Here is a 15,516-nt window from a genome sequence, read left to right as displayed (position 1 = left end):
GAAACACCGTGACCGAGAATCCATTTCCCTTGAGCCGTGACGACCTCCTGAAAGCCTACCGGATCATGCGGACGATCCGCGAGTTCGAGGAACGGCTGCACATCGACTTCGCCAAGGGCGACATCCCCGGCTTCGTGCACCTCTACGCCGGCGAGGAGGCCAGTGCGGCCGGCATCATGATGCACCTGAAGGACAACGACCGCATCGCCTCCACCCACCGCGGCCATGGGCACTGCATCGCCAAGGGCGTGGACGTGCACGAGATGATGGCGGAGATCTACGGTCGCTCCACCGGCGCCTGCCGGGGCAAGGGCGGCTCCATGCACATCGCCGACCTGTCCAAGGGCATGATGGGCGCGAACGGCATCCTCGGCGCCGGGGCGCCACTGGTCTGCGGCGCGGCGCTCGCCGCCAAGGTGCGCGGCGACGGCGGGGTCGGCATCAGCTTCGTCGGCGACGGCGCGTCCAACCAGGGCACCTTCCTGGAAAGCCTGAACCTCGCCGCCGTGTGGAACCTGCCGGCGATCTTCGTGGTGGAGAACAACGGCTACGCCGAATCCACCGCGCGCGACTGGGCGGTGGCGGTGGATTCCTACATCGACCGCGCCAGCGGCTTCGGCCTGCCGGGTGTCACGGTGGACGGCACCGACTTCTTCGCGGTCTACGAGGCGGCCGGCGAGATCATCCGGCGCGCGCGCGAGGGCGGCGGCCCGGCGCTTCTGGAATGCAACATGGTCCGCTTCTACGGCCATTTCGAAGGCGACGCCCAGACCTACCGCGCCAAGGGCGAGGTGGAGGCGATCCGCGCCAGCCGCGACTGCATCAAGATCTTCGCCGAGCGCGTGATCGAGGCCGGCGTGATCCCCCGCGCCGAGTTGGAGGCCATCGACCGGCAAGTGCTTGACCTGATCGAGGACGCCGTCCGCGCCGCCAGGGGCGCCCCGCTGCCGGCCCCGGCCGAACTGCTGACCGACGTCTACGTCGCTTACTGAAAAAGCCTGCCCGATAAGGAGGAACGAACCATGGCCCGCAAGATCAGCATGAAGCAGGCGATCAACGAGGCGCTGGACCTGGAGATGACCCGCGACCCGACCGTCATCGTGATGGGGGAGGACATCGTCGGCGGCACCGGCTCCCCCGGCGAGGACGACGCCTGGGGCGGCGTTTTGGGCGTCACCAAGGGGCTGCACGCCAAGCACGGCGACCGGCTGATGGACACGCCGCTGTCGGAATCCGCCTACATCGGCGCGGCCATCGGGGCGGCGACCTGCGGCCTGCGTCCGGTGGCGGAGCTGATGTTCATCGACTTCATGGGCGTCTGCTTCGACCAAATCTTCAATCAGGCGGCCAAGTTCCGCTACATGTTCGGCGGCAAGGCGGAAACGCCGGTGGTCATCCGCGCCATGGTCGGCGCCGGCTTCCGCGCGGCGGCCCAGCATTCGCAGATGCTGACGCCCATCTTCACCCACATCCCCGGCGTGAAGGTGGTCTGCCCGTCCAACGCCTACGACGCCAAGGGCCTGCTGATCCAGTCGATCCGCGACAACGACCCGGTCATCTTCTGCGAGCACAAGAACCTATACGGGCTGGAATGCGACGTCCCGGCCGAATCCTACGCCATCCCCTTCGGCGAGGCGAACGTGCTGCGCGACGGCGACGACGTGACCATCGTCAGCTACGGCCTGACCGTCCACCGCGCCATGGAAGCCGCGGAAGCTCTCGCCAAAGAGAAGGTGGAGGCCGAGGTCATCGATCTGCGCACCCTGTCGCCCATCGACTGGGACACGGTGATCGACAGCGTGGAGCGCACCGGCCGGCTGGTCGTCGTCGATGAGGCGCACCCGCGGTGCAGCATCGCGTCGGACGTCGCGGCCTTCGTCGGGCAGAACGCCTTCGGCGCGCTGAAGGCCGGGGTGCAGATGGTGACGGCGCCGCACGTGCCGGTGCCCTTCTCGCCCGTGCTGGAAGATCTCTACATCCCGAACGCCGCCGCCATCGCCGACGCGGCGCGCAGGACGCTGGCGCCCACCGGCACCTCGCCCCGCAGCATCGCCGCCTGACCCGGAGCGCCTTCTTATGCACACTGAGCGCATCAAGCCAATCGTCATGCCGAAGTGGGGCCTGTCCATGTCGGAGGGCAAGATCACCGGCTGGCTGAAGCAGCCGGGATCGACCGTCAACGTCGGCGACGATCTGCTGGAGGTCGAGACCGACAAGATCACCAACGTGGTGGAGGCCGGGGACGCCGGCACGCTGCGCCGGGTGCTGGCGGAGCCGGGCAACGTCTACCCGGTGAAGTCGCTGATCGCCGTGCTGGCCGACCCCGACGTGCCGGACGCGGAGGTGGACGCCTTCGTCGCCGGCTTCGCCGTGCCCAAGGGCGACGACGAGGAGGGCGGCGAGGAATCCAGCCCGCAATACCTGTTCGCCGACACGCCGGCCGGAACGCTCCGCTATGCCAAGCGCGGCGATGGGAACCGGACGGTGCTGCTGGTGCACGGCTTCGGCGGCGACCTCGACAACTGGCTGTTCAACATCGACGCGCTGGCGGAGAAGGCCACGGTCTACGCGCTGGACCTGCCGGGCCACGGGCAGTCCACCAAGGCCATCGCCGACCCGTCGCTGGCCGGCCTGTCGGCGGCCTTGCGCGGCTTCATGGACACGGTCGGCATCGGCTCCGCCCATCTGGTCGGGCATTCCATGGGCGGGGCGGTGTCCATGCAGACGGCGCTCGACGCGCCGGACCGGGTGGACTCGCTGGCGCTCATCGCCTCGGCCGGACTGGGGCGGGAGATCAACCACGCCTACATCCAGGGCTTCGTCGCGGCAACGGGACGGCGCGACCTGAAGCCGGTGCTGGAGCAGCTGTTCGCCGACACCGGCCTCGTCAGCCGCCAGCTGGTTGAGGATCTGCTGAAGTACAAGCGGCTGGACGGGGTGGACGGCGCGCTGCGGGCGCTGTCCGGGGCCCTGTTCACGAACGGGGAGCAGGCGCGCGTGCTGGCGGCGGACGTCGCCGGCACGGGCAAGCCGACGCTGGTGGTGTGGGGCCAGGAGGACCGGATCATCCCGGCCGCCCACGCCACCGCACTGGGCTCCGGCTCCCGGACGGAAGTGATCCCCAACGCCGGCCACATGGTGCAGATGGAAGCCGCCGGCACCGTGAACGCCCTGCTGAAGGAGCACATCGGAAAGTGAACGGTCCCGCGGCGCGGGAGGCTACTCGGCGAGGCCGGGTTCCTCCCGCGCCGCGCCGTTGCCCGGCACCGCATCGGCCATCCCGGTCGGGGCGGTTTCCGGCATACCGAGCAGCAATGCCGCCAGCGCCACCAGGGCGGCGGCCCCGCAGGTGAGGAAGGCGGCCGTATAGCCGAAGCGGTCCACGACCAGCCCGGCAACCAGGCCGCTGGTCGAAGCCCCAACCCCCTGCATCGTCGCGATGGCGCCGAGCGCCAGGTTGTAGCGCCCGGTGCCCCGCATCAGGTCCGCGGCCACCAGCGGGGTCAGCGCGCCGAAGATGCCGGCGCCAACGCCGTCCAGAAGCTGAACGCCGATCAGCCACGCGCTGTCGTCCGACAGCGTGTAGAGCAGCGCCCGCAGCGGCAGCATGCCGAAGCCAATGAGCAAGAGCGGCTTGCGCCCCCAGCGGTCGGCGTTCCGCCCCACCAGCACGGCGATGGGCAGCATGACCAGTTGGGCGGCGATGATGCAGGACGACATCATGGCGGTCGCCCACTCCCCATGCGCGAAGGCGAGCTTCTGCCCGACGAGCGGCAGCAGCGGCGCGTTGGCGAAGTGGAACAGCAAGGCGCAGACTCCGAAGATCAGCAGCGGCCGGCATTGGACCAGCACCTTCACGCCGGACACGTGACCGTCCGCACCGCCCTCCTCCGCGCCGCGCGCGCGGCGCTGGTCGATGGCCGCGGCCGGGATCGACAGCACGGCGGCGGTGGAGAGCAGCGCGAAGACCGGCACCAGCAGGAACACCGCCCGTTGCGAGAACATCCAGCCGACCGCCCCCGCGGCGGCCGCGACGGCGACATTGCCTGCGTGGTCGAAGGCGGCGTTGCGCCCCATCCGCCGGGCAAGCTCCCGCCGCGGGACGAGGCCGAGCGTCAGGGCCGCCACCGCCGGCCCGAAGACGTCGCCGACCACGGCGATCAGCGTGTTGGCGACCAGGACCGGCCAGAAGCGCGGGACGGCGTAGATGCACAGGGCACCCGCCGCCAGCACGGCCAGCGCCAGGACGATGGCGCCGCGCTTGCGGTGGGTGGCGTCAATGGCGGCGCCGATCGGCGTCTGCACCGCAAGGCCGAGCCACCCCGCCAGCGTGGTCACCAGCCCGACCTCCGCCTGGCTCCAATGCTGCTGGGTGACGAGGAAGACGTTGAGATAGGGGCCGAGCGCCCCACGGACGTCGGCCAGCAGGAAGTTCACGGCGTCCAGCGACGCGGGGCGGAAGCCGTCCTTCGAGTCCGTTCCCTGCCCGCTCATCCGGCCGCCCCCTCGCGCCGTGGGTCCTCCGTGCCGTCCAGGAACACGGAAGCGGCCGGCAAGGATCACAAGATAAGCCGCTGCACCCGTTGCGACAGCGGGGCGTACCCGGCGAAGCCGGTCAGCAGCTCCCGGTCCAGGATGGTCAGCCGCCCTTCGGCGATATGGGCCATGCGCCGGTCGCGCAGCTCCGCCAGGGAGCGGTTCACGTGCGTGCCCGAAAGCCCGGTCGCGTCGGCGAGGTGGCGGCGGCGCAGGGGAAACTCGCAGCAGCCGTCGTTCAGCTGGCCCGCCATCTCCAGGCGTTCCGCCAGTTCCAGCATCAGGTAGGCGATGCGCTGCGGCCCCAGCGTGCGGCCCAGCACGGCCAGCCGGCCGTCGGCGCGCCGCTTGTCCTCCACCAGTGTGTGGATCAGCGCCCGGTTCAGCGCGGGGAAGCGCGCGCAGAGTTCCTCCAGGCTTGGCGCGCGCAGCCGGCAGAGCAGGACGGGGGTCAGCGCGGTGACCTCGTAGTCCCAGTCGCCGACCAGGGCGACGTGCAGGCCGAAGACATCCCCCGGCAGCAGGAACTCCAGGATCTGCCGCGACCCATCGGCCAGCCGGATGGAGCGGTAGGCCCAGCCCGAATACAGCGTGTAGATGTAGCCGCCGGCCGGGCCGGGTTGCAGCAGGCGCGCGCCGGCCGGACGGGACAGCTGCCGCTCCCGCAGTTCGGCGACGTACCGCAGTTCGCCGTCGTCCAGCGGCTTGAACAGCCGTGTCCGCCGTAGCGTGCAGTCGAGACAGGCCACGTTCGGCACGCGGGTCGAGGCCTGGGGGCGTGTCGCCGTCATCGTTCCTTCAGAGTCATCGTTCCTTCAGACCCCAGCTGCCGGGAACAGGATCGCCTGTGCAACCTCCGCTTTCTCAACGAACGGGTGCTGGGCGCGTTCCCCGCGCAACGGCGTCCCCCGCAGCGGGAAGACCGGACGCCGGTCTGCGACAAGTTCCGGCACCGTTCGTTGGCACGGAAGACGGTCCACAGGGCCGAAAGGGAGATGCACAATGCCCGCGAATCTTACGACCCCGACCCCACAAAACATTGCCCGGCGTCATGCCCGGACGCCATTGGGACTCCGCCTCGTCCTGGTGGCGGCGGGGATCGCCGCTGCCCCGGCGTTCTGCGGTGCTGCGCTTGCTCAAAGCCAAGCCCCGGCCCCCGCCCTGAACCAGACGCCGGCGGTGGACACCGGGCTCGACCGACTGCCCAGCTTCCGCCCCATGGTGGAAAAGGTCATGCCCGCCGTCGTCAACATCTCCGTCATCGAGCGCGCCACCGCCAGCCAGATGGCCGAGGCCGGGCCGGGCGTGCCCGAAGGGGTGCCCTTCGACGAGATGCTGCGGCGCTTCTTCAACGGCCCCGACCAGTCCGCACCACAGACGGGACCTCGGATGGCGCTGGGCTCGGGCTTCATCATCAGCGCGGACGGCTATGTGGTGACCAACAACCACGTGGCCGGGGACGCCGACAAGGTCACCGTCATCTTCCAGGACGGGACCAAGCATCCCGCCAAGGTCATCGGCACCGACGACAAGACCGACCTTGCGCTGCTGAAGATCGACTCCGACCGGCCCCTGCCCTACCTGAACTTCGGGGACAGCGACGACGCCAAGCCCGGCGACTGGGCCGTCGCGGTGGGCAACCCGTTCGGGCTCGGCGGGTCGGTCAGCGCCGGCATCGTCTCGGCGCGCGGGCGCGACCTGCACTCCGGCCCCTATGACGACTTCCTCCAGCTCGACGCGCCGATCAACCGCGGCAATTCCGGTGGGCCGACCTTCAACACCCGCGGCGAGGTGATCGGCATCAACACCGCCATCCTGTCCCCATCGGGCGGCAGCATCGGCATCGGCTTCGCCATTCCGTCCAACCTCGCCAAGCCGGTGGTGGCGCAACTGAAGGAGCACGGCAAGGTGACCCGCGGCTGGCTGGGCGTCTCGATCCAGGAGGTGACTCCCGACATCGCCACCGCGCTCGGCCTGCCGGAGCCCAAGGGAGCGCTGGTCACCGACGTGACCGAGGGCGGCCCGGCCGCGAAGGGGGGACTGCGCCCCGGCGACCTGATCGAGGCCTACAACGGGCAGCCCATTGAGCAGTCGCACGACCTGCCGAAACTGGTCGCCAACACCGCCGTCGGCCAGCCGGCGCAGCTGACCGTCCGCCGCCAGGGCCGGGACGAGACGATCCGCGCCAGCGTGGGCGAGATGCCCGCGGACAAGGCCGTGGCCAGCGGCGGCACGGGCGAACCATCGGGCGGCGAGGCGCTCGGGCTGGCGCTGGGCGAGCTGACCCCGCAGGTGGCGCGGCAGCTCCACCTCGCGGGTAACGCCAAGGGGGCGCTCGTCGTGGCGGTGGAGCGCGACGGCATTGCGGCTGCAGCGGGTATCCGCCCGGGCGACGTGATCGAGCAGGTGGACCAGCAACCGATGCGCGACGCCACGGCGGCGGCGAAGCGCCTGTCGGCATCGCTGGAACACGACAAGCGGGCGCTCCTGCTGATCGACCGCGCCGGCCAGCGGCAGTTCGTCGCCGTCTCGACGGAGGGCGGGCATGGGTGATGTCCGCCGGAGGTAACTCAATCGCACCCCTATCCCCTTGTGCGGACTTTCCTGTTTGCCCGTCCTGAAGGATTGTCCCGATTGGTCAACTTGGGAATTATGCCCTAGAGCGGATGCACGGCCCGGACCCGGCCAGCGCCGCGTCGTCGCTGGGCGCCGTGGGCGGGCGTGCAATCAAAGGGAGCAGGTGTCCGGAATGGCGATCCAGTCGGTGGTGGAACCTCTGTCGGGCAACCCGGCCATCGATGCCCTGCTGGACGGGGAACGGTGGATCACCAACACGCTGACCGTCGGATTTCCGGTCACGTCCTCCTCCTGGGAGAATTACAGCGCCGGCAGCGAGCCCTTCACCGGCTTCGCGACGCTGAACAGCGCGCAACAGCAGGCGGTGACCGCAGCCTGGGGAAGCTGGGCGGCGGTCGCCAACCTGACCTTCGTGCCGGTGACGGAGCCGACGCAGACCGCCGACCTCCGCTTCGCCGGCACGACGGAGGCGAGCACCGCCTACACCTACCTGCCGACCGACGTGCCCCAGGGCGGCGACGTCTGGTTCGGGCGGACCGTCACCAACGTGCCGTTCTGGGTGCCCGGCAGCTACCAGTACGCCACCGCGGTGCATGAAATCGGCCACGCCCTGGGGTTGAAGCACCCGCACGATCCCGTGGTGACCGGGGTCACGGCGCCCGCGGCGACGGACTCGATCGAACTGTCGATCATGAGCTACCGCTCCTATCCCGACGCACCGCTGAGCGGCTACACCATCCCCCGCGGGTCCTACCCGACCACCCCGATGCTCGACGACATCGCGGCGATCCAGTACGCGTATGGCGCCAACTACGCCACCAGGGCCGGGGACACCGTCTACCGCTTCACCCCCGACGAAAAGACCATCTTCCAGACGGTCTGGGACGGCGGCGGCACCGACACCTACGACCTGTCCACCTACACGACGGGCGTGTCCGTCAACCTCCAGCCCGGCGGCTGGAGCACCCTCTCCACCGCGCAGTTGGCCCGGCTGGACTATGCCGACCCGACCAAGCTGGCGCGCGGCAACGTCGCCAACGCCTATCTCGCCGATGGAGACACGCGGTCGCTGATCGAGAATGTGGTGGGGGGCATCGGCAACGACACCATCGTCGGCAACCAGACGGCGAACGTGCTGATCGGCGGCACCGGCGCCGACCTGCTGCAACTGCCCGCGGACGGCGTGGGCGACATGATCCTCTGGGCCAGCCCGGACGACGGCGGCGCGCCCGGCCAGCCGGCCGGGTTCGACCAGGTGACCGGCTTCGAATCCGGCATCGACAAGCTCGCGCTGGGCGGGGCGCTGCGCAGCGCCATCGATCGCAACGGCGACGGGATCCTGGGAGGAACCGTCCGCGGCCCCGGCGAGATCGACGGGCTGACCGACGAGGCGGTGCGGCTGTCCACCCCGCTGGCCGGGCTGACCGACCCGGGCTTCGCCAGCCTCCTCGCCGCCGTCGGCCCGTTCGTCGGACCGGCCCCGGCCCACGACGTCCTGGTCCTGGCCAACGATGGGACGAACACGGGCGCCTACCTGGTCAGCGATGCCGGGGCGCCGGGCCAAGCCGTTGCGTCGTCCGACGTGCGGCTTCTGGGCCTGTTCTCCGGCAACCCCAACGTCGGCTTGGGCGACCTGACCCTGGTCTGATTCCGACGGGACGGAAAAACGGCACCGGCTGTGACGCAGGCCACAGCGGCGGACGGCCCATGGGCGTACCGTTCGCTCATCGGACACACCCGCTTCCTTCCTCCCGTCCCCGAACCTCCGGCCGGCAGCTTCTGCCGGCCGGCTTTTTTTGGGGGGTCTCCATTCATCTGACGAATACAGGTATGACTCCGGCTGCCGGTGACGGGTCGTCCGTGCTACGTTGAGCAGATGGGACGGAGGGAGACGGGATCGGAATGGCCATCGACTTCGACAAGGTCGTGACGGTCAGCGCGGCCAAGCAGATCGCGGAGAGCATCCGTGCGGCCATCATGGACGGCCGGCTGAAGGTGGACGAACGCCTGCCGACCGAGGATGAGCTTGCCCAGCGCTTCCAGGTGTCCCGCCCGACCGTGCGGGAAGCGCTGAAGCGGCTGGCCGCGCAGCACCTCATCCGCTCGCGCCGCGGCCCCACCGGCGGGAACTTCGTGGCGAGCCCAGCGCCGGAGGAGGCCGCGCAGTCGCTGGCCAACGCCACGACGCTGATGGTTGCCGTCGGCGACATCAGCCTGGACGACATGGCCACCGCCCGGCTGGAGCTTGAGACGGTGTGCTGCCGCTTGGCGGCGCAGCACCGGACCGACGCACAATTGGAGGCCATGCGCCGAGAGGTGGAGCGCCAGCGCGACCCGGCGCTGACCGACGAGGAGTTCTGCGCGTCGGACGTCCGCTTCCACCGGGCGCTGGTCGACGCCGCCGGCAATGCCCTGCTCGGCTACCTGATGCACGCCGTCGTGGAGGCGCTGGAGCCGGTGAGCAACATGATCATCTTCCGCGTGCGCGACCGTCTGGTCGTCGCCGACCTGCACGAGCGCATCCTGCACGCCGTCGAGGCCCGCGATCCGGCCGCAGGCACGGCAGCACTGTCCGACCTCGTCGCCTACACGCGCGACCGCTATGGGGAGGCGCTGAAGCGGCGTGCGGAGCGGGCGGGGTGAAACGGGGAGGTGGTCGCACTGGCCCCCTCCCAACCTCCCCCCACTTCGCGGGGGGAGGCGTTAATCCCCTCCCCCGCCCAGCCGGGGAGGGTTAGGGTGGGGGCCCAGCGCAACCACCTCCCACAGCCAACTCACCCCTTCAAATCAACCACCACACGCCCGCGGATCTGCCCGGCGAGGATCTTCGTCGCCAGATCCGGCAGCGCCTGGAAGGGCTGGACCTCGTACATCGCCGCCAGCTTGTCCTTGTCCAGGTCGCGGGCCAGCCGCGCCCAGGCGGCGTTGCGGCGATCCGGCGGGGCCATCACGGAATCGACGCCCAGCAGGGTCACGCTGCGCAGGATGTGCGGCAGCACCGTGCCCGGCAGGTCCGCGGAGCCGGCCAGTCCACAGGCGGCAATGGCGCCGCCCCACACGGTCTGCGACAGCGCGTTCACCAGGGTCTGCCCACCGACGGAATCGACGCCGCCGGCCCAGCGCTCCTTCTGCAGCGGCGCGCCCTTCTCCAGCAAGGTGGCACGGTCGATGAAGCCCGTGGCGCCGAGGCCGCGCAGGTAGTCGTGCGTCTCCGGCCGGCCGGTGGAGGCCACCACCGGGTAACCGCGCTTGGCGAGCAGGGCCACCGCGACGGAACCGACGCCACCGGCCGCGCCAGTGACCAGCACCTCCTTGGCGCCCGGCTGGCTGGCGGGCTGGATCACGCCCCACTTTTCCAGCGCGTCCACACAGAGCGCCGCCGTGTAGCCGGCTGTGCCGATGCCCATCGCCTCTTCCAGCGAGAAGGCGTCGGGCAGGCGGGTCAGCCATTCCGGCTTCAGGCGCTGGAACCGGCTATAGCCGCCCCATTGGGTTTCCGACAGGCCCCAACCGTTGACCACGACATTGTCGCCGGCCTTCCAGTCCGGGGAGCGGGACTCGACGACGGTGCCGGCCAAGTCGATGCCGGCGACCATCGGCAGCTTGCGGGCGATGCGCCCCTTGCCGCTGACCGCCAGCCCGTCCTTGTAGTTGACGGTCGAATAGGCGACCTCGACCAGCACGTCGTTGTCGGGCAGATCGGCCAGCGTCAGGCGCTTGAAGCCGCCCTTGGGCTTTCCCTCGGCATCCTCGATCACGAAGGCATCGAAGCTCTCGGCCACGTCGAAGTCCTCCCGTCCTTGATGGCGCACGACGAACGGCGTCGTCCTGAACCGAGACGCTACGCGCGGCATCGCTATTTGTCAAACAAATAGGGATTTAGGGCGACGCGCCGGTGGCGCGGGCGGCCAGAGCGACGAGGCCGGCGGCCATCGCCCGCAGGTTCCCCTCCGCGCCCGCGGCCCCGCCGTGGCGTTCAGCCAGCCAGACCGGGTCGTTGACGGCCAGCCAGGTCCGGCCCTCCTCGTCCTGCCAGACCAGCGCTTTCAGCGGCAGGTCGATGGCGATGGTCGGGATTGCCTGCATGACCGGAGTCCCGGCCTTCGGGTTTCCGAAGACCAGCACCTCCGTCGGGCGCAGCGTCAGCCCGGCCTTGGCTGCGGCCGCCGCGTGGTCGATGCGCGCGGCAATGCCGATCCCCGCCTCGGTGACGGCGGCGACCAGCCGGTCCATGGTCTCCTTCGGCCCGAAACGGCTGGGGGAAACGATGAGTCCCTGTCCGGATGGGGTTGCGGATGGCGTTTGCGTCATGGTCCGCTCGCTGTTGCCGGCCGCGGCGGCCGGCGGGGGGAAGGACGCGGCCGCCAGGGCCACCAGCAGCGCCCCGGCGACCAAGCGGATCGCGGTCATGGTGTCAGGGGCACGGCTTGCGGTCGGCGGCCTCTTCCGCGAAGCGCGCTTCCACCTCAGCCATCTTCCGGGCCAACTCGCCCGGCGTCAGGATGCCCTTTTGGAAAAGGATGTTGGCGAAGGCGGCGAGCCAGCGCTCGTAGTAGCTGAGCTCGCCGACCATCTCGCTGCCCAGCGCCTCGACGCCACGGCGCTTTTCCTCGGTGTTGATGATCTTGTGGAAGTCGAGCACGTCGGCCAGCGCGTGGCAGCGCTTCTCCCACGGTTCCAGTTCGTGCTCCACGCGCTGGATCGGCTCGGCGGGCAGGCCGCCGATGTCGTTCGGCAGGCGCTTCATCAGCTGTTCGGTCGCGGTCATTGCAGCGCTCCTTTCGCCGTATGGCCTGCCGTCAGGGTCACCGGCACCACGCCGATCATTGCGTCCCGCGTCACCAGCGCCGCCAACTGCTCCTCGCTGAAGCCTTCCGTGCCGTCCGGCCGGCGGGGCAGCACGAGGTAGCGGACCATGGCCGTGGAATCGCTGACGCGGATTTCCACGTCGTCGGGGATGATGGTGCCGAATTCGGCCAGCACGGCGCGCGGTTCGACCACCGCGCGCGCCCGGTAGGCCTTCAGCTTGTACCAGTCCGGCGGCAGCCCCAGCACCGGCCGCGGGTAGCAGGAGCACAGCGTGCAGACGATCAGGTTGTGGACCTCGTCCGTGTTCTCCAGGACGATCAGCTGGGTGTCGTCGTAGAAGCTGATCCCCAGTTCCTCGCAGGCGGTCCGCCCGTTGGCGAGCAGGCGGCGGCGGAAGTCCGCGTCAACCCAGGCGTGCGCCACCACCTTGGCGCCGAGCGCCGGGGTGCGGGAGTCCAGCACCTCGATTTGGCGCCGGATCTCGTCGGCGCCAATCAGCCGCCGCTCGACCAGCAGTTCCCGGACCGCCGTCTCCATGATCTCGTAATAGCCGGGCATCCCGGTCTGGGCGATCTCGGCGTGCGGGTGCCCGTGCCCGTCTCCATGATCGTGATCATGGTCATGATGGTGCTGGCTCATCCGTCAGATCCTCTCAAGCCACGTCTCGAAGATTTCGATGCGCAGGCTGTCGGCGGGGTTGCCGCGGTAGTCGGCCCAGATCGCCGTCATCGGAACGGCCACGCGGTAGTAGTGGCGGCGTGCCCCGGCGTTGCGGCCGTAGCCTTCCTCCTCGTTGTCGACGGCGGCCGGCCGGATGACCGCCTCGACGGAGGCGGTCTTGCCGCGCAGGTACAGCGGAACGCGGTAGTGGCCGACCGGGGACAGCGTCCGGATGCGGACGGCGTCCCCCGGCGCGAAGACCGGTTCCTCGCCGTCCGCGGGCACGATCCCGGCGAAGGGGCCGCCATGGGCGGCCGTTTGCGATGGCATGCGGAATCCTCTTGTCAGGAGCCCTGCGGCCGGGCTCAGCCGGCCAGCGTGGCATCGAGCGTGATGTCCGCCTTCAGAAGCTTCGAGACAGGGCAGTTGGCCTTGGCGGCTCCGGCCAGCCGTTCGAAGGTCGCCGCGTCGGTGCCCGGAATCGTGGCGTTCAGCGTCAGGTGGATGGCCGTGATGGCGAAGCCGCCCTCGACCTGCTCCAGCGTCACGTCGGCGCGGGTCTCCATGCGCTCCGCCTTCAGGCCGGCCTCGCCCAGGATCAGCGACAGGGCCATGGTGAAGCAGCTGGCGTGGGCGGCGCCGATCAGCTCCTCCGGGTTGCTGCCGCGCTGGCCTTCGAACCGGCTGGCGAAGCCGTAGGGATAGGCGTTCAGCGCGCCGCTTTCCGTCGAAATGGCGCCGCGCCCGTCCTTGAGGCCGCCGCGCCACTCGGCCGAACCGTGTCGCTTGATCTTCATGGGTCGTTTCCTCCTCGATGCCGCGCCCTCGACACTGTGCGGGGTCCGGCGGCTGATCGCTGTTCGTTGATGAAAGAGCGAGGTCGGGCGCGGGCGGGATGTGGGGGCGTCATCGCCGCCCGACCCGACCTCCATGCCCGGCCCAGGAGCCTGCCGGGCAAACCAGCTGCGTTGCGGTTGGGGAAACCATACCGATGGACGCCGTCTATACGCCGCGTCCAGCAACGGCGGCGCTCGACACATGCCGGAACTTAGGCGAACAGCGACAGGACTTATAGAACGATGCACCCGTCTTTGGGACCGCGCGCAGGACCGGGCGGGGCAGCCCTCACCCCGCGGCGGTCAGCCGGCTGTCCGCCCGCTGGCGACCAGCCGCCGCATGGCGTCGGCCGGCATGGGGCGGCCGAACAGCCAGCCCTGGCCGTAATGGCATCCCAGGTCGCACAAGCGCGGCACGATGCCGTCGTCCTCGATCCCCTCGGCGACGACCTGCAGGCCAAGCGCACCGGCCAGCTGCAGCATGGCCGTCGTGATGGCGGCGGTGCGCGGGTGCTCCGCCATGCCGACGACGAAGCTGCGGTCGATCTTCAGCACGTCGATGGGAAAGCGGTGCAGGTAGCTGAGCGACGAATAGCCGGTGCCGAAGTCGTCGAGCGAGACCTGCGCGCCCAGCCCGTGGATCGCCTCGATGACGGCCAGCGCGCGTTCCGGATGGGCCACCAGCACGCCCTCGGTGATCTCCACCTTCAAGCGCGACGGCGGGAAGCCCGTGTCCTCGATGATCGCGGCCAACTGGTCGATGACCTCCAACGACGCGAAGTGGCTGCCCGACAGGTTGATGCTGAGGAAGGGCGCGCGCCCACCGTCGCTCCCGGCCGCCAGTACCGCCCGCGCGGCCCGTTCGAAGACGTGGAGGTCGACGGCGCGGATCAGGCCGCTGCGTTCCGCGGTGGGGATGAAATCGGCGGGCATGACCAGCCCGCGCTCCGGGTGCCGCCAGCGGACCAGCGTCTCGAAGCCGGCGAGCCGTCCCGATCCAAGCTCCACGATGGGCTGGAAGAAGGGTTCGAGCGCGCCCTCGGCCAGGGCCTGCCGAATCTTCAGGTCGTCGATCAGCAGGGAGAAAACGTCGCCCTCCCCGTCTCCCGGTAACTCCTGCGTCGGGTCCGGGGCCGAGGGTGCGCCGCCCGTGTGCTGCACCAGGGCGCGTTGCGCGTGGCGCATCCGGGCGATCAGGACGTGCAGCAGACGGCTGAGCAGAGGGTCGGCCTTCTCCAGATAGCCGCGCAGGACGTCCCGGGTGATCACCAGCAGCTCGACCGGTTCCAGCGCCCGCGCCGTTGCGGAGCGGGGATGGTCGTCGATCACCGCCATCTCGCCGATCAGCTCGCCGGCGCCAAGGCGGGCCAGCACGACCGGCGGGCCGTCCCGTCCGGCCACGATCTCAACCGATCCCGAACCGATCAGGTAGGCGTGGTCGCCCGGCTCCCCTTCCGAGAAGATCCGCGCCCCCGCCTCCAGCCGCAGCACGTCCATGGCACCGGCCCGGTCAAGATCGATCATCGCACACCCCGGAATTTCCAAAGGCCGGTACCTGCCAAGCCAAGCCGACTTGAGCTTTGCCGTTTCTTAATTCTGCACCGGAACCTTCCCGGCGCATAGGACGAGGATCAGGGAGCCGGCCCGCCGCGAAGGCAATCCTCCAGGCAGGACAGGAACGCCCCGACATCCAGCGGCTTGGTGAAGAAGGCCTTGGCGCCGCCTTGCAAGGCGCGCTCCCGCAGCCGGTCCGACGCCAGCCCGGTGACGAACAGGATGGGAAAGCCGAGTCCCAGGCGCCGCACGGCCGCCTGGAGGGCGAAGCCGTCCATGCCCCCCATGTGGATGTCGGTGACCAGGCACGCCGTCGCGTCGCGCCGCGGCGAGTTCAGGAAGTCCTCCGCCGAGGCGAAGGTTTGCACCCGCAACCCGAGCGAGCGCACCAAGCTGGCGGTCGCCGAGCGGACGCCCTCGTCGTCGTCGACGATCGAAATGAGGTGTGAGTGCGGCACTGGGGGATCCCCGGAAGCGACAGTCCCTCGCGGCACGTCCGCCGGTCGTCGCTACAAGGCTATAGTCTCGCCACCCGCGCCTGAGA

At 69.9% G+C, this 15,516-nt stretch carries 16 protein-coding genes; 6 read left to right on the top strand and 10 right to left on the bottom strand.

All coding sequences use genetic code 11. From position 1 onward, the window contains the following. Positions 1–8 precede the first annotated feature (8 nt). The 3 genes from M2351_RS24070 to M2351_RS24060 are packed head-to-tail and all read left to right on the top strand — an operon-like array spanning position 9 to position 3,198. A complete protein-coding gene (locus tag M2351_RS24070; RefSeq protein ID WP_319801918.1) occupies positions 9–992 on the top strand; it encodes a thiamine pyrophosphate-dependent dehydrogenase E1 component subunit alpha in 984 nt (327 codons plus the stop codon). A 30-nt stretch (positions 993–1,022) separates the two neighbouring features. Next, positions 1,023–2,060, top strand: coding sequence for an alpha-ketoacid dehydrogenase subunit beta (locus M2351_RS24065; protein ID WP_264658584.1), 1,038 nt, complete (start codon positions 1,023–1,025; stop codon positions 2,058–2,060). A gap of 16 nt (positions 2,061–2,076) precedes the next feature. Continuing rightward, complete coding sequence (locus M2351_RS24060) at positions 2,077–3,198, top strand: acetoin dehydrogenase dihydrolipoyllysine-residue acetyltransferase subunit (RefSeq protein WP_264658583.1); 1,122 nt, start codon at positions 2,077–2,079, stop codon at positions 3,196–3,198. A gap of 21 nt (positions 3,199–3,219) precedes the next feature. Here the strand turns inward: M2351_RS24060 and M2351_RS24055 are convergent, their stop codons facing one another. Together M2351_RS24055 and M2351_RS24050 are read right to left on the bottom strand one after the other, a co-directional pair. Continuing rightward, on the bottom strand, positions 3,220–4,494 hold the full coding sequence (locus M2351_RS24055) for an MFS transporter (protein WP_264658582.1): 1,275 nt from the start codon (positions 4,492–4,494) through the stop codon (positions 3,220–3,222). A gap of 65 nt (positions 4,495–4,559) precedes the next feature. Further along, positions 4,560–5,327, bottom strand: coding sequence for a Crp/Fnr family transcriptional regulator (locus M2351_RS24050; RefSeq protein ID WP_264658581.1), 768 nt, complete (start codon positions 5,325–5,327; stop codon positions 4,560–4,562). A 211-nt stretch (positions 5,328–5,538) separates the two neighbouring features. Here M2351_RS24050 and M2351_RS24045 point away from each other — a divergent pair, with 211 nt between their 5' ends. The 3 genes from M2351_RS24045 (at position 5,539) to M2351_RS24035 (ending at position 9,756) form a co-directional block, all read left to right on the top strand. Then, entirely contained in the window at positions 5,539–7,089 is a 1,551-nt protein-coding gene (locus M2351_RS24045) for a DegQ family serine endoprotease (RefSeq protein ID WP_264658580.1), read from the top strand. A 196-nt stretch (positions 7,090–7,285) separates the two neighbouring features. Next, the gene (locus M2351_RS24040; RefSeq protein ID WP_264658579.1) at positions 7,286–8,761 is read left to right on the top strand and encodes a M10 family metallopeptidase; all 1,476 of its coding nucleotides are present in this window, start codon (positions 7,286–7,288) and stop codon (positions 8,759–8,761) included. 254 nt (positions 8,762–9,015) lie between these two features. Next, positions 9,016–9,756 (top strand): FadR/GntR family transcriptional regulator, encoded by a 741-nt coding sequence (locus tag M2351_RS24035; protein WP_264658578.1) that lies wholly within the window; start codon positions 9,016–9,018, stop codon positions 9,754–9,756. Between the two features lie 131 nt (positions 9,757–9,887). Here M2351_RS24035 and M2351_RS24030 read toward each other — a convergent pair whose 3' ends face one another. The 8 genes from M2351_RS24030 to M2351_RS23995 all read right to left on the bottom strand — a co-directional run bounded on the left by M2351_RS24030 (position 9,888) and on the right by M2351_RS23995 (position 15,430). Continuing rightward, on the bottom strand, positions 9,888–10,895 hold the full coding sequence (locus M2351_RS24030) for an MDR family oxidoreductase (protein ID WP_264658577.1): 1,008 nt from the start codon (positions 10,893–10,895) through the stop codon (positions 9,888–9,890). A 97-nt stretch (positions 10,896–10,992) separates the two neighbouring features. Then, the gene (locus tag M2351_RS24025) at positions 10,993–11,523 is read right to left on the bottom strand and encodes a DUF302 domain-containing protein (protein ID WP_264658576.1); all 531 of its coding nucleotides are present in this window, start codon (positions 11,521–11,523) and stop codon (positions 10,993–10,995) included. Between the two features lie 4 nt (positions 11,524–11,527). Continuing rightward, a complete protein-coding gene (locus tag M2351_RS24020; RefSeq protein WP_264658575.1) occupies positions 11,528–11,881 on the bottom strand; it encodes a nitrile hydratase subunit beta in 354 nt (117 codons plus the stop codon). Next, positions 11,878–12,561: a nitrile hydratase subunit alpha gene (locus M2351_RS24015; protein WP_264658574.1), complete on the bottom strand. Its 684-nt coding sequence runs from the start codon at positions 12,559–12,561 to the stop codon at positions 11,878–11,880. The genes M2351_RS24020 and M2351_RS24015 overlap by 4 nt, the downstream gene beginning before the upstream one ends. Before the next feature lie 3 nt (positions 12,562–12,564). After that, a complete protein-coding gene (locus M2351_RS24010) occupies positions 12,565–12,912 on the bottom strand; it encodes a nitrile hydratase subunit beta (protein ID WP_264658573.1) in 348 nt (115 codons plus the stop codon). A gap of 35 nt (positions 12,913–12,947) precedes the next feature. Further along, positions 12,948–13,379: an OsmC family protein gene (locus M2351_RS24005; RefSeq protein ID WP_209771624.1), complete on the bottom strand. Its 432-nt coding sequence runs from the start codon at positions 13,377–13,379 to the stop codon at positions 12,948–12,950. Between the two features lie 342 nt (positions 13,380–13,721). Continuing rightward, entirely contained in the window at positions 13,722–14,942 is a 1,221-nt protein-coding gene (locus M2351_RS24000; protein ID WP_264658572.1) for an EAL domain-containing protein, read from the bottom strand. A 107-nt stretch (positions 14,943–15,049) separates the two neighbouring features. After that, the gene (locus M2351_RS23995; RefSeq protein ID WP_264658571.1) at positions 15,050–15,430 is read right to left on the bottom strand and encodes a response regulator transcription factor; all 381 of its coding nucleotides are present in this window, start codon (positions 15,428–15,430) and stop codon (positions 15,050–15,052) included. Positions 15,431–15,516 lie beyond the last annotated feature (86 nt).

This window comes from Azospirillum canadense (assembly GCF_025961225.1).
Taxonomy (GTDB): domain Bacteria; phylum Pseudomonadota; class Alphaproteobacteria; order Azospirillales; family Azospirillaceae; genus Azospirillum; species Azospirillum canadense.
Note: the sequence above shows the minus strand (reverse complement) of the source record. Positions and strands in the feature narration are given on the sequence as shown.